Origin of the sequence: Streptomyces sp. CC53, assembly GCF_001865245.1 — a bacterium.
GTDB lineage: Bacteria > Actinomycetota > Actinomycetes > Streptomycetales > Streptomycetaceae > Streptomyces.
The window spans coordinates 94,697-107,861 of sequence record NZ_MKXB01000064.1 but is presented as its reverse complement, the minus strand read 5'-3'; the positions used below and the strand labels follow the sequence as shown (position 1 = coordinate 107,861).

Genomic DNA, 13,165 nt, shown 5'->3' with positions numbered 1-13,165 from the left:
GCCCCGCGGCGCCCCGCCCCGCTCGCCGCACCGCACCCCCGGCCACGTACGATGGCACCATGTCGTTCCTCCGCCGCCGCAGCCCCGCCACCCCCGCGGGCCCGGACTTCGACGTCCTGGCCATGGACCCGGGCGACTGGCCCGGCAACCTCGGTGCCGGGCTGCTCCCCGCGCCCGACGGAAGCTGCCAGGGCGTCTTCCTGCGCTACGACCTGTTCGGCGGCCGCGGCCCCGCGATGATCATCGGCAACCTGCCGGAGGGCTCTCCGGCCCGCGACCTCGCCGAGGGGCAGATCCCCTTCGAGGTGGCCCAGCTCCTCGCCGCCCTGGAGAGGGACGACCAGGTCGAGGTCGCCGAGACCGAGGACGTCCCGGTCATGCAGGGCGACAACCTGCTGATCGTGCGCCGCCTCAAGCTCACCGAGAGCCGGATCTCCTGCGTCCAGTTCGACCGCAGCGACAACGTGCTGGTGACCATCGCCAGCTGGGACCGCCCCATCACCGACGACCTGTACGCGCTGCTCAAGCCGCTCCCCGCGGAACTCTTCCAGCAGGGCTGACGTTCACCGGACATCATGGCAGCAACCCCTGAGACCTCCCCGACCGTACGCGTCGACAGCTGGATCTGGGCCGTGCGGCTCACCAAGACCCGTTCGCAGGCCGCCACGGCCTGCCGCGCCGGGCACGTCAAGGTCAACGGCGACCGCGCCAAACCGGCCCAGCACGTGAAGCCGGGCGACGAGGTGCGTGTCTTCCACGCGGGGCGCGAGCGCATCGTCGAGGTGCGGCAGCCGCTGGCCAAGCGCGTCGGCGCCCCCGCGGCCGCCGAGGCGTACACGGACCGCACGCCGGCCCCGCCGCCCCGTGAGCACGTGGCCCTCGCCGCGGTCCGCGACCGCGGAGCGGGCCGCCCCACCAAGCGCGAGCGCCGCGAACTGGACCAGCTCCGCGGCGCCCGCCGCGCCTAGCCCCAGCCGGAGACAGGGGAGCCCGGCCGCCCGGCCCGTGCCGGTGCGGGCACGTCCGCCTCGTCCTTACCGCCCGCTGGCCGCCCCACGGGCACGGGCGTCCCGTGACGGCGCGACCGGCCTGGCCCTTCCGGCCCCCTCACCTGGAGCGGGCCCCGTGTCCCGACCGCCGCCGGACGCCCTGGAACCGGCCGACCGCCTGCCGCTACCGCGCTCCCGGTGCCGGCCGGGACGCCCGGGTGGGGCGCCGACGACCCCAGGCCCGTCGGACCGTGCGGAGGCGGCACGGACGGCACCTGCTGGTCCGCGACGAAGGCCGTTCACCAGCGTCGCGCAGCCCACGGCCGCGCTCTCCGGTGCCGGCACCGGGGCGCTCCGCGAGACCTCCGGAGACGACACCCGGTTGCCGTGCCCGGTCCGGCGTCGCGGTACGAGGCGCCGCGGGCGTGGCGGCATCCTGTGGCGCACGGCGCCGGCCCCTACCCCGCCCGTGCGTCCCAGCCGCCATTTCGCCGGGTGACACGAGTGCACGCCCCGCCACCCGGGCCGAGGAGCCGCTCGCACGACCTCGCCGCGCCTCCCCGGGACATGCCGACGCGCTGTGCACCCGGTGACCACGGCACCGGGTGCACAGCGCGCCCCGCCCGTCCGCTCAGCGCGTGCCCACGGCCGCCCGCACTGCTCTGCGTGCCAGGGCGATGTCGTCGTGCAGCCGCCTCAGCAGCAGCCGCTGCTCCTCGCCCGGCGCGACGGCCCCGGGCTGGAGGGGTACCGAGCCGGCCGGCGGAGCCTCCCGCATGGTCCGCTGCACGGCCGTCTCGTACGTCCGTATCTCCCGCGTCAGCACCAGCATCAGGTTCACCAGGAACGCGTCCCGCGCCGCAGGACCGTTCGCCTGCGCGTGCTGGCTGATCTGCCGCCGCGCCACCGGTGCGTCACCCAGCACCGTCCACAGCGTCGCCAGGTCGTACCCCGGCAGGTACCAGCCCGCGTGCTCCCAGTCGACGAGCACCGGCCCGGCCGGCGACAGCAGCATGTTCGACAGCAGCGCGTCGCCGTGGCAGAACTGCCCCAGTCCCTGGCGGCCCTGGCCCTGCGCCAGCCCGTGGAGCAGCTTCTGCAGGTCGTCCCGGTCCCGGTCGGTGAAGAGCCCCAGCTCGTGGAAGCGGGCGACGCGCGAGGGGTAGTCCAGGGGGGTGCCGAACGTGCCCGCCGGCGGCCGCCACGCGTTGAGCCGGGCGATCGCACCGAGCACCGCGCGGATGTCCGCCCGCGGCGGCGCCTCCACGGGGTGGCGGCTCAGCGCGGCCGCCCGCCCCGGCATCCGCTCCAGGACGAGGACGCAGTTGTCCGGGTCCGCCGCGATCAGCCGTGGCGCCCGCACCGGCGGCCGGTGCCGGACGAACGTCCGGTACGCGGTGATCTCGTGCCGGAACCGCTCGACCCACGCGGGGGAGTGGTCCAGTAAACACTTCGCCACGGCGGTGGTCCGGCCGGTCGTGCCGATCAGCAGCACCGAGCGTCCGCTGCGCCGCATCACCTGCACCGGGTTGAACTCGGGGCAGATGCGGTGGACCGCCCCGATGACCTTGCGGAGCTGGGCCCCCTGCGGGCCCGACAGGTCGATCCTGCCGCTCAGCGGTCCGGTCGCCGCCCCCGCCCACCGCCTGGCACGCCCCACTGCTGCGGGGTCCAGGTACGGTCCGCCGCCGGCCGGCGCGGTACGGGGACGGGGCGGGGCGGACACGGAGGACGATGCTGTGTACATGGGCGAGACAGATCCCTTCGCGTGCCGACGACTCCGTACGCTCCCCCGTCCCGCCGCCTGCCGACACCCTGGGGAATGAGGGCCGTCGCCGGGACGGGGTGGCGCTTTCCTACCTGACACCGGGCCGCGGGTGGCTAAACAGCTTGCGCACCCTGGCGAACCCTGGCGAATAGTCGCCACGCCCCTGGCGTGGGGCTACTGTCAACTCAGCCGAGAACCTGGGGGCTTGACGTGACAGGACAACCCAACACCCGCCTCTCCGACCTCTTCGGACTGTCCGGCTGGTCGAAAGGCGAACTCGCGCGGCTGGTGAACCGGCAGGCGGCGGCCATGGGCCACCCGCAGCTGGCCACCGACACCTCGCGGGTGCGGCGGTGGATCGACACGGGGGAGATCCCCCGCGATCCCGTACCGAAGGTGCTGGCAGCCCTGTTCACCGAGCGACTCGGCCGTGTCGTGACCATCGAGGACCTCGGGTTCGTACGACGCGGGCGCGCCGGGAAACGGCGGGACGTCAGGAGCACCGACAACCCTGACGGGCTGCCCTGGGCGCCCGACCGTATGGCCGCGGTCCTCACCGAATTCACGGGAATGGACCTCATGCTCAACCGACGCGGCATGGTGACCGCAGGCGCCGCGATCACCGGTGGTTCCGTCATCACCGGCGCCCTCCACGACTGGTTCCGCACCGACGCCCCCCACCCGAAGACCCCCCACGCCCCCACCCGGGCCCTCCACGCCGAACCGGTCGGCTTCGACCGTTACGAGGCCGCTCCGATCGGCTGGCAGGAGATCGACGAGCTGGAGACCTCCGTCGAGGTGTTCCGCCGCTGGGACGCCGCCAAGGGCGGCGGGCTCCAGCGCAAGGCCGTCGTCGGCCAGCTCAACGAGGTGGGCGGCATGCTCGCCTACCGCCACCCCGACGCCATCCAGCGCCGCCTGTGGGGCGTCGCCGCCAACCTCGCGGTCCTCGCCGGCTGGATGTCCCACGACGTCGGCCTGGAACCGACGGCCCAGAAGTACTTCCTCATCGCCGCCCACGCGGCCCGCGAAGGCGGCGACCGGCCCCGCGCCGGTGAGGCCCTGTCCCGCGCCGCCCGCCAGATGGTCCACCTGGGCCGCCCCGACGAGGCCCTGGACCTGATGAAGCTGGCCCGTGCCGGCGCCGGCACCGAGATCCTGCCGCGTACGCAGGCGATGCTGCACACCATCGAGGCGTGGGCCCAGGCGGCCCTCGGCCGGGGCCAGGCCATGCGGCGCACCCTGGGTGAGGCCGAGGACCTGTTCGTCGCACACCGCAACGACGAGGCCCTGCCGAACTGGATGCAGACGTTCAAGGACGAGGACCTGTACGGGATGCAGGCGCTGGCCTACCGCACCCTGGCCGAGCACGACCCCAACGCCGCCAAGCAGGCGCAGTACTACGCGCAGAAGGCCCTGGAGCTGCGGATCGACGGCCGGGAGCGCTCCAAGATCTTCGACAACCTGTCGATGGCGTCGGCCTGCTTCATCGCGGACGACCCCGAGCAGGCGGACCGCTACGCCCGACTCGCGCTGAACTCGATGAGCGCGAACTCGTCGCAGCGGACCTGGGACCGGCTGCGCGAGATGTACCGGCTCACCGCCCGCTACGCGAACTACACGAAGATCGACGACCTGCGCGACGAGATCCTCGTCGCCATGCCGAAGGAACAGGTGAAGAAGCTCGGGACGAAGCACGCCTAGTCACCGGTGGGCCGTCCCCCTGCCAGCCCGCCCCGCCCTTTCCGTCCACGCACCCGCCGCACGGCGGGAAGAGAGCACCCGGGCCGGCGGAGACGAGCGTCGCCGCCACCGCACCCGCAGAGCCGGTCCACGCGCCGACCCCGGGCGCACGGCCCTACGCGGGCAGGCCGCCCACCCTGGCGACCACCGCACACCCGTAGACGGCCCCCGCACGGCCGCCGAACTCCTCCACCACCGCGTGCACGCAGTCCTGCGCGTCCCGAGCCCGGGCGAATCGCGCCCCCAGCCCGAGCAGCCGCTCCACCGGTGTGTCCGCGTCCGGTCCTCCGGCCGCGCGGGCCGGGCCCGCCGTGTGCAGCAGCAGCACGTCCCCGGGTTCCAGCCGCACCTCGGCCTCGGCGTAGGCACCGCCGGCCGCCGTCGCGCCCAGGAGGGCGCCCTCGGGCCGCGGCAGTACCGTCCCCCGTCCGCCGCGGAACAGCAGGGGGGCGGGGTGTCCGGCCTGCGCCCAGCGCAGTGTCCGGGTCGCCGGCTCGTAGCGGCAGCAGACGGCGCCGTCCGGCGCGGGCTGTGCCGAGGAATCGATCAGCGTGTTCAGGTGGCCGAGGAGCGCCCCGGGGCGGAACCCGGCGACCGCGAGCCCGCGCAGCGCGCCCAGCAGCATCGCCATCCCGGACGCTGCTGGAACCCCGTGTCCCGGCAGGTCCCCGACCGTCAGCAGGGCGTCGCCGCCGGGCAGCTCCAGAGCGTCGTACCAGTCGGAGGCGGGCTGCCCGTCCGTGCGGGACGGCACGAGGTGGCCCGCCACATCGAGCGCGGAGCCGCCCCCCGCCAGCCGCAGGGGTCCGTGCCACGGCGGCAGCACGGCGTCCTGGAACTCCGCCGCCGCCCGGTGCCCGGCCTGCTCGGCCGCCCGGCGGTGGTGCAGCGACGCGCGGGACTCCCGTACCGCGCGCTCGTTGCGCCGCAGTTCGCTGACGTCCCGTAAGACCGCCCACATGGAGGCCGTGCAGCCGTCCCCGTCGAGCACGGGCTCGCCCGTCATGTGCACGGTCCGGACCGCTCCGTCGCCGCGGACGATCCGGAACTCCCCGTCCAGGGGCCGGCCGTCGATCAGGCACCCGGTCACCAGCTGCGTCAGCAGGGCCTGGTCCTCGACGAACACCAGGGAGGGCAGCTCGTCCAGCGTCAGCGCCCCGGCTGACGGGTCCCGTCCGAAGATCCTGAAGAGCTCGTCCGACCAGCTGACCTCGTCCGTCAGCAGGTTCCACTCCGCGCTGCCGACCCGGTGGAGCAGCGCCCCGGTCGTCCGCTCCGCCAGCGGGCGCCCGTCGGGACGGTGACGAGGCGCACTGCCGCTGTCCGATTCCTTGCGGTCTTGCAGCCCGTCATCGACCGAAACGCGCGTTCCGGGGACGAAGACGGCACGATCGGTGGTGGTGCGAGGCCCCGGGCGCGCACCCCGGGTGCTTCCGTGCGCCGCCGCGCGACCCTCTGGTGCGCCCCCTTCGGGCGTACCCGGGGGGAGTCCGTCCCTGAGCTGGCCCAGGTGCGCGTCGAGGTCCTCCAGTTGATGGACGGCCAGGTCGCACAGGGCCCGCTGCCAGCGGCCACGAGGGTCGTCCTCGTCCGCCGCGGCGTCCCTGCGCACGGCGTCGACCTCCCCGCGCAGCCTGCGGGTCTGCGAGATGAGTGCGTCCACCGCGCCGCGCTCGGGCGGCTGCTGGCTGGGACGGTCCGCGAACAGATGGGACGGCATGTCGGACTCCGGATGGGGCGCGGCGGCCAGGGCCTGGAGGAGCAGGGACCGGCTATGACTGTCGCACAGGCGCGAAGGGCCCGTAAGGGATTCGGACACACTCGATCCGGTGGTGCTCCTGGCATATACCGAAGGCCAAGCGGGATCCAGCCACCCTGGCCGGACCGGAGAGGGAACCCCTTCCTGCCGCTGCCGGCAGCCGCCCGCCCCGCCCACCGGCCTCTACCCGTCGGTACGGGCCGTGTGGCCGGGCACGCCCCCGGACATCCGCCCGCCGGTGCCCGCCCCCGGACGTTGAACGGCGGCGGGCGGGGGTACTCGGACGGGCGCGCCGCGGGCGGACCGGGCGCACCCGCCCCGGAACCCGCACGGCAGCCCCGCGCACCCGGCAGAGCAGGAGCGGTCAGCATGGAAGCAGGCAAGAGGATCGTCGTCACCGGAGCGACCGGGAACGTCGGCACCAGCGTCGTCGCGGCCCTCGCGAACGACCCGGACGTCGGGTCCGTGGTGGGCGTCGCCCGCCGCCGCCCCGACTGGGACCCGCCCCGCACCACGTGGGTGACCGCGGACGTCGAGCAGGACGGGGACCGCGCCTTCACGGCCCACTTCGAGGGTGCCGACGCCGTCGTGCACCTCGCTTGGGCGTTCCAGCCCACCCACGACCCCGTGGCCACCTGGCGCACCAACGTCCTGGGGAGCCTGAAGGTCTTCCGGGCGGTGGCCGCCGCCGGGGTGCCCGTCCTCGTCCACGCCTCGTCGGTCGGCGCCTACTCGCCCGGCCCGCCGGACCACCCCGTCGACGAGTCGTGGCCCACCCACGGCTGGCCGGAGGCCGCGTACTGCCGGGAGAAGGCGTATCTGGAGCGCGTCCTCGACGCGTACGAACTGCAGAACCCGCAGATCAGGGTGGTGCGGATGCGCACGTCGTTCCTCTTCAAGGAGGCCTCGGCCAGCGCTCAGCGCCGCATCTTCGCCGGCCGCTTCCTGCCGGGGCCCCTGGTGGACCCGCGCTTCATCCCGGTGGTGCCGGACATCGACGGCCTGCTCTTCCAGGCGACCCACACCGACGACGCGGCCGACGCCTACCGGATCGCCGTCCTGCGTGACGACGTGCGGGGCGCCTTCAACGTCGCGGCCGATCCGCCCATCGGGCCCGGGGAACTCGCCGGCCTGCTGGACGCCCGGGTCGTGCGCGTGCCCCGCGGGGCCGTCCGCACCGCGGTCGCGGCCGGGTGGGGGCTGCGCCTGGTCCCGTCGTCGCCCCACCTGCTCGACGCGTTCCTGCGCCTGCCCCTGCTGGACTGCGGCCGCGCCCATGCGGAGCTCGACTGGCGGCCGCGCCGCACCGGTCTGGAGGCGCTCCGGGAACTCCTCGACGGGCTGCGCAGCGGTTCCGGCCTCCCGACGCCACCCCTGGCGGGCCGCCGGGTCGCCTGAGGCCACCGCACCGAGGGGGCCGGCGGATCAGGGGGAGGGCGGCCACCCGGGGCGACGCCCGTGTTGCCCGTGCGGTGCCCCCGGCGGAACCGGAGCGCCGGCGTGGCGGCCCTGCTGGAGCCCGCCCCGCCGAGAGATCCCGTCGTGGGCGGCAGGCGCTCCGTGGCGGGAACGCCCGGTCACCCGCGCTGGGCCCGCCGGAGACGGCACGGGCGTGTCACCGGGCGCCGTCGTCGCCCGGGTTGGCGTCCGTGCGGCGGAGACAGTCGAGGTAGCGCCCGCGAGGTCGGGACGGCAACGCCTCGCGACACATCCGTCACCGCCGTGCCGCGGACTCTCAGGGCAGGTAAAGCACCTGACACAGAATCAGTCAATGCGATGTGACCATTTACACATGCTTCTGGCTCGAACTCTGCCAGCATGACGCTGAAAGCCGGCCGGAACGCCGGTCAACAGGTCTGAGGTCCGAGGGGGGATCATGGCCAAGATCGATCACCATGCGGTCGTGGCGGCTCTTGAGTTCGCGCACAGCCATCTGGACGGCATGAAGGTCAAGGAGCTGGTCGACCGCAAGGGCATCGACGGCTACATCACCCACTGTGCCGCGCTGGCGGCGACGACAGGAGTGACGGCTGGGATAGGCGGCCCGGTCACCATGCTCCTCGGTGTCCCGGCGGACATGGTCAACACCATCGCCCAGCAGTTCCGGGTGACTCTGGCGGTCATCTACCACCGCACGGGGCGCTACTCCGTCCCGTTCGACCAGTTCATCAAGATCGTAGGGCTGTCCCTCGGCGTCAAGATCGGTACGCAGGCCGCCGCGTACGGAGTGGGAGTGATCGCCGGACAGGTGGCCAAGGAGATCGTCAAGAGGCTCTCCGTGAGAACGGCCGGCAAGCTCATCCCCCTCGTCGGCGGTGTGCTCGGCGGGTCCATCAACTACGCCTTCATCAAGGCCCAGGGCAAGGCGCTGCTCTCCCTCGACCTCGACCGCGTTGCCGAGGACTGACGACGTCCCAGGGCGCCGGGCCCCCGCCGCACCCCGGGGCGTCCCGACGATCGGTACCCGTCCGGCGGCCGCCGCGCCCGGCACCGCTCGGTGCACCGGGAAGGCCTCACCGTGGCAACCCGCCGCACCTGCCGCCGCGACCACGTCGATCACGGCCGCGGGCCCCGCGACCCCGGTGGGCCGCGCCGGTACGCAGGCACCGCCCGCCCCTCCCGGGGCGGGCACCCTCCCACTCCGGTCGCCGGCCGGCCGCCTCGGCCGGCGCTACGCCGGCCGGGGCTCGGCCGAGCCCGGTGCAGTCAGGGTGAAGATGCCCCCGTCCGGATCCCGCAGCGTCGCCTGGACACCGGACTCGTGGGCGATCACCGTCCCGCCGTGCCGGAGCGCCGCCGTCACCCGCGCCTCCACGTCGGAGACCGGGAAGTGGACCTGCCAGCGCGGCCGGATCGCCGGGTCGGGCGCCTGCTCCAGGGCGCCCGAACTCAGCCGCGCCACCGCACGCCCGCCGCTGCGCAGCACCACCTCGTCACCCTCGTACTCCACCTCGCAGCAGCCCGGCCTGTCGCACGCCCACTCCAGCACCTCCCCGTAGAAGATCGCCGCCTCGAAGGCGTCGCGCGTGTGCAGCCGCACCCACGCGGGGGCGACCGCCCGCCACATCTCCCAGCCCGCGGGCAGCTCGCCCTCCCAGATCCCGAAGACCGCGCCGTCTCGGTCCGCCGCCAGGGCGCCGCGCCCCAGGACGAAGGCCACCGGCCCCACCGCCACCGTCCCGCTGCGCTCCCGGATCCGCGCCGCCGTGGCATCCGCGTCCTGCACCGCGAAGTACGGCGTCCACGCCACCGCCACGTGGAAGGCCGACGCCAGCGCCCCCATGCCCGCGACCGGCTTGCCGCCCGACAACGCGACGCTGAACTCCTCGCCCAGCCGGGCGGGCCGGAACTCCCAGCCCATCACGGCGCCGTAGAAGTCGTGCGCCGCGCGCAGGTCCCGGGTCATCAGGCTCACCCAGCACGGCGCGCCGAAGACCGCGCTGGTCGACGTCCTGCCGGAGGCCGCAGTGGCGGCCGGTTCTCTGGTCATGTGCAAACCGTCCCCAAGTCGCTCGCGCGTCGCCGTACCGCCCCCGGTGCCTCGCTCTCGTCCCATCCTGCACTGCTTACGTGATGGGTGCCCATTTCATCCAGGTTCATGGTGGTTCCTGATGGTAGGGATGTGACGTGGTCATCACGGGGGAACGGCGGCGGTCGAACCTGCCTCTTACGGTTTCGGATCAAGGACCTCTCTGCGAAAGGCAGTGGTGAGCATGGCCGTCGGCGCATCCCGCGTCACCGACACCGACCGCGGGGGCACCCCCGCGGGTGCACCCCCGGACCCGTCCTCCGAGCCGGGCCACCGGTTCACCCGCTGGGTGCCGCTGCTCGCCCTTCCGGCCCTGGCGCTGCTCGCCCTCGCCTCCTGGCTCGGCCGCCACGTACGGCCCTCCGCCGACGAGTGGTGCTTCATCCCGCAGGTCCGCGACCACGGCGTCCTCGGCCTCGTGGACACGTTCTACTCCACGGACAACGGCCGCCTCGCGAACGGGGTCCTCGTCGGCCTCTACACCCGGTTCCCGGTCGCCGGCCACCAGTGGTACGGCCTGATCAGCGGCGTCGTCATCCTGCTCGTGCTGTGGGCGTTCCTCCGCCTGGTCCTGCGCCGCACCCGCCAGGAGGCGCCTCCCGGCACCGCCTTCTTCGCCGCCTCCGTGGTGACCGCCCTGTTCCTCTTCGCGACGACCAACACCTACAAGACGTTCTACTGGCCCGCCGCGTCCGTCTCCCACACCCTCGCCCCGGTACTGGCCGTCGCCGCCGCCCTGCCCCTGCTCACCGCACGGACGCCGCGGGGCAGGAAGGCCGCCGTGGCCGCGGTCTTCCTGGCGGGGGCGTTCATGGGCACGCTGTCCGAGGAGGCGTCCCTCGTCGCGCTCGTCGTGCTCGGCGCCGCGGTCGTGCTCGCCCGCCGGGTGTTCGCCCCGGGCGCCCGCCGCCACGCCCGCATCTGGTCCCTCGCCGGCATGGCGGGCATCGCCGCCGGCACGCTCGTCCTGATGACGTCGCCCGGGTCCCGCAACCGCCGCGAGCGCTACGACGCCGAAACCGTCTCCATGCTGGCGCCCGAATCGCTGGTCGGCGCCCTGCGCCAGTACGTCCTCATCCTCGAAACGGTCTTCACGACCTGGCAGTACCTCGGCGCGGTCGCCGCCGGTGTCCTGCTCGGCCTGCTCACCCGCCGCCGCCCCGGCCCCGGCACCGCCCTCCGGCCGCTGCGGCCCCTGCCGGTCCTCGGCCTCGGCCTCCTCACGTTCCTGGTCACCGGCTACCTGTGCGCCGTCATCACGTACCCGGTCTTCGGCGACCGCCTCATCACCACCGAGCGCACCTGGAACGACTACCTGCTCCTCTACGTCCTGCTGCTCGTGGCCGCCGGCGCCTTCCTCGGGCGCGCCCTGCGACCGGTCGAGGGGCGGCGCCCCGCCACCCGCACGGCCGTCGTCGCCGTGGCCGCCGCCGCGCTCACGGTGACCGCCGTCGGCTCCCTGTACCCGCCGCTCCTGCGGCTGGGCGACGACATGGAGACCCGTGCCGACCGCTGGGACCGGCAGGACCAGTGGATGCGGGAACAGGCCGAGGCGGGCGCCACCACCCTCCCGTACCGGCCCAACCGCGTCGGCCGCATGCTGGAACCCTTCGGCAGGAACGGCACGCACAAGTGGCCCGCCCAGTGCATCGCCGACTACTACGGCGTGGAGGACATCACACAGGGCCCGCCCTTCCCGAAGTGACCGGCGCCCACGGCCCCGTCCCGGCCCGCCACCGGTGCCGGTAACGGAGCCGCGTCCGCGGCCACAGAGCCGCGCGCGGCGTCCCGGGGGCCGGGGGCGCCACCGAAGACCGGCCGGCTCCCCGGACCGGGTTCAGGAAGGCCGGCCCGCGTGCTGCGCCGCCCGGCCGCCGGCCGCCACCGCCTCGGCGGGCGCCGCGTCGCCCCGCTCCGTCTCCCGTACGACGTAGTGCGGCCGGCCCTTCACCTCGTGGTAGATCCGCCCCACGTACTCACCGATCACGCCCAGCGTGGCCAGCTGCACTCCCGCAAGACCCACTATGGCGGTGATCAGCGTCGCATAACCCGGCGTGTCGACCCCGCTGACCAGCGCGTTCCCGACGATCCACAGGGCGTACAGCAGTGCGGACACGAACAGCCACAGCCCCGTGTGGATCGCCAGGCGCAGCGGCCGGCTGTTGAACGACAGCAACCCGTCGATGCCGTAGTTCAGCAGCCGCCGCCCGCCCCACTTGGAGGAGCCCGCGGCCCGCTCCACGTTCTCGTACGGGAAGCTGACCGTGTCGAAGCCGATCCAGGAGAACAGGCCCTTCGAGAAGCGGTTGCTCTCCGGCAGGCACAGCAGCGCGTCCACCGCGCGCCGCGACAGCAGCCGGAAGTCCCCGGCTCCGTCCGCGATCTCCACCTCCATGAACCGGCGCACCAGCCGGTAGTACGCGCGGCTGAACGCCTTGCGCACCGCGCCCTCACCGGACCGGTCCCGCCGCGCGATCACCTGGTCGAAGCCCTGCCGGTGCAGCTCCACCATGCGCGGCACCAGCTCCGGAGGGTGCTGCAGGTCGGCGTCCATCAGGACCACCGCCCCACCACCGGCCATCCGCATGCCCGCCAGCAGGGCGGCCTCCTTGCCGAAGTTGCGGCTGAACGACGTGTACCGCACCCGCGGGTCGGTCCGCGCCAGCTCCCGCAACCGCTCCACCGTCCCGTCGCCGCTCCCGTCGTCGACGTAGCACACCTCGAACGAGAGCCGCGTGGGCCGCAGCGCGTCCAGCACGGCCCTGTGGAAGGAGTCGATCACCTCGCTCTCGTTGAAGCACGGAACGACGATCGAGAGGTCCACCATTGCTGTCTCCATGCACCCTGGCCCGGGAAAGGCGGCCCCGGCGGGCCGCCACACAGGGAAGATGACCATCGCGCGGAACGGGTTGCCCCGCGCGCCCATCCCGTCACAGCTTCGACGGTGGAAGCGCCGCACGACGCGGCGCGGCGCCCACGTTCACGCGAAAGGCCCCGGCCTCCCACTAGGGAAGCCGGGGCCCGACGTCGGCGCCCACGGAAACCGCGCGAACCCTGTCGGCGGCGACGCCCTCGGCACACCCCCCTGCGGCGTGCCATCCCCTGCGTCACCTGCCGACCGCCCGCGCGGCCCTCCTCACCGCAGCGCCCGCAGAAGGCCCTCCCCCCGCTCCAGCGTCCTCGTCGGCTCCTCGGGCGTGTCCGCCCCTTCGGACCCCGTGTTGCCGTAGGACTGCGTGGAGAAGTTGCCGTTCTGCGTGCTCACCCGGTCGTCCCCCACGGCGGTCGCGAGGGGCGCCGAGGCGCCCAGGACCGCCGCGGCCAGACCGGCCGTGGCGAGAGCCTTCTTGATCATTCTGTTTTTCCTCCGTGTCGGG

The 13,165-nt window shown here is 74.0% G+C and carries 11 protein-coding genes; 6 read left to right on the top strand and 5 right to left on the bottom strand.

Features of this window, described 5'->3' with window-relative positions; all coding sequences use genetic code 11:
* The first annotated feature begins 59 nt into the window (after positions 1-59).
* The gene (locus BJP40_RS06125; protein WP_071279241.1) at positions 60-560 is read left to right on the top strand and encodes a hypothetical protein; all 501 of its coding nucleotides are present in this window, start codon (positions 60-62) and stop codon (positions 558-560) included.
* Positions 561-575: 15 nt separating this feature from the next.
* Positions 576-968, top strand: coding sequence for an RNA-binding S4 domain-containing protein (locus BJP40_RS06120; RefSeq protein ID WP_071279239.1), 393 nt, complete (start codon positions 576-578; stop codon positions 966-968).
* A 652-nt stretch (positions 969-1,620) separates the two neighbouring features.
* Here the strand turns inward: BJP40_RS06120 and BJP40_RS06115 are convergent.
* Positions 1,621-2,736 carry an aminoglycoside phosphotransferase family protein gene (locus tag BJP40_RS06115; RefSeq protein WP_071271604.1) on the bottom strand — a complete coding sequence of 372 codons (1,116 nt, stop codon included), beginning with the start codon at positions 2,734-2,736 and terminating at the stop codon, positions 1,621-1,623.
* A gap of 231 nt (positions 2,737-2,967) precedes the next feature.
* On the opposite strand from BJP40_RS06115, the gene BJP40_RS06110 reads away from it, so the two are divergent.
* Positions 2,968-4,461: a hypothetical protein gene (locus tag BJP40_RS06110; protein WP_071279237.1), complete on the top strand. Its 1,494-nt coding sequence runs from the start codon at positions 2,968-2,970 to the stop codon at positions 4,459-4,461.
* A 154-nt stretch (positions 4,462-4,615) separates the two neighbouring features.
* Here BJP40_RS06110 and BJP40_RS06105 read toward each other — a convergent pair whose 3' ends face one another.
* Positions 4,616-6,220, bottom strand: a complete 1,605-nt coding sequence (locus BJP40_RS06105) for a PP2C family protein-serine/threonine phosphatase (protein WP_071279235.1) — start codon at positions 6,218-6,220, stop codon at positions 4,616-4,618.
* A 408-nt stretch (positions 6,221-6,628) separates the two neighbouring features.
* Between BJP40_RS06105 and BJP40_RS06100 the strand changes: the two genes are divergently transcribed.
* A complete protein-coding gene (locus BJP40_RS06100; RefSeq protein WP_071279234.1) occupies positions 6,629-7,657 on the top strand; it encodes an NAD-dependent epimerase/dehydratase family protein in 1,029 nt (342 codons plus the stop codon).
* A gap of 478 nt (positions 7,658-8,135) precedes the next feature.
* Positions 8,136-8,666 (top strand): hypothetical protein, encoded by a 531-nt coding sequence (locus BJP40_RS06095; RefSeq protein WP_071271617.1) that lies wholly within the window; start codon positions 8,136-8,138, stop codon positions 8,664-8,666.
* A 264-nt stretch (positions 8,667-8,930) separates the two neighbouring features.
* Here the strand turns inward: BJP40_RS06095 and BJP40_RS06090 are convergent, their stop codons facing one another.
* Positions 8,931-9,749, bottom strand: a complete 819-nt coding sequence (locus BJP40_RS06090; RefSeq protein WP_071279232.1) for a VOC family protein — start codon at positions 9,747-9,749, stop codon at positions 8,931-8,933.
* Positions 9,750-9,972: 223 nt separating this feature from the next.
* Here BJP40_RS06090 and BJP40_RS06085 point away from each other — a divergent pair, with 223 nt between their 5' ends.
* On the top strand, positions 9,973-11,493 hold the full coding sequence (locus BJP40_RS06085) for a DUF6056 family protein (protein ID WP_071279230.1): 1,521 nt from the start codon (positions 9,973-9,975) through the stop codon (positions 11,491-11,493).
* A gap of 132 nt (positions 11,494-11,625) precedes the next feature.
* On the opposite strand, the gene BJP40_RS06080 is transcribed toward BJP40_RS06085, so the two are convergent.
* Together BJP40_RS06080 and BJP40_RS06075 are read right to left on the bottom strand one after the other, a co-directional pair.
* Positions 11,626-12,615, bottom strand: a complete 990-nt coding sequence (locus BJP40_RS06080; protein ID WP_071279228.1) for a glycosyltransferase family 2 protein — start codon at positions 12,613-12,615, stop codon at positions 11,626-11,628.
* Between the two features lie 309 nt (positions 12,616-12,924).
* On the bottom strand, positions 12,925-13,143 hold the full coding sequence (locus BJP40_RS06075; RefSeq protein WP_071279226.1) for a hypothetical protein: 219 nt from the start codon (positions 13,141-13,143) through the stop codon (positions 12,925-12,927).
* Between the last annotated feature and the right edge of the window lie 22 nt (positions 13,144-13,165).

Bases quoted from the DNA above. Each gene is read 5' to 3' on its own strand.
- BJP40_RS06075 (WP_071279226.1), bottom strand. From the start codon at position 13,143: ATGATCAAGAAGGCTCTCGCCACGGCCGGTCTGGCCGCGGCGGTCCTG.
- BJP40_RS06120 (WP_071279239.1), top strand. From the start codon at position 576: ATGGCAGCAACCCCTGAGACCTCCCCGACCGTACGCGTCGACAGCTGG.
- BJP40_RS06100 (WP_071279234.1), top strand. From the start codon at position 6,629: ATGGAAGCAGGCAAGAGGATCGTCGTCACCGGAGCGACCGGGAACGTC.
- BJP40_RS06080 (WP_071279228.1), bottom strand. From the start codon at position 12,615: ATGGTGGACCTCTCGATCGTCGTTCCGTGCTTCAACGAGAGCGAGGTG.
- BJP40_RS06125 (WP_071279241.1), top strand. From the start codon at position 60: ATGTCGTTCCTCCGCCGCCGCAGCCCCGCCACCCCCGCGGGCCCGGAC.
- BJP40_RS06115 (WP_071271604.1), bottom strand. From the start codon at position 2,736: ATGTACACAGCATCGTCCTCCGTGTCCGCCCCGCCCCGTCCCCGTACC.
- BJP40_RS06090 (WP_071279232.1), bottom strand. From the start codon at position 9,749: ATGACCAGAGAACCGGCCGCCACTGCGGCCTCCGGCAGGACGTCGACC.
- BJP40_RS06105 (WP_071279235.1), bottom strand. From the start codon at position 6,220: ATGCCGTCCCATCTGTTCGCGGACCGTCCCAGCCAGCAGCCGCCCGAG.
- BJP40_RS06085 (WP_071279230.1), top strand. From the start codon at position 9,973: ATGGCCGTCGGCGCATCCCGCGTCACCGACACCGACCGCGGGGGCACC.
- BJP40_RS06095 (WP_071271617.1), top strand. From the start codon at position 8,136: ATGGCCAAGATCGATCACCATGCGGTCGTGGCGGCTCTTGAGTTCGCG.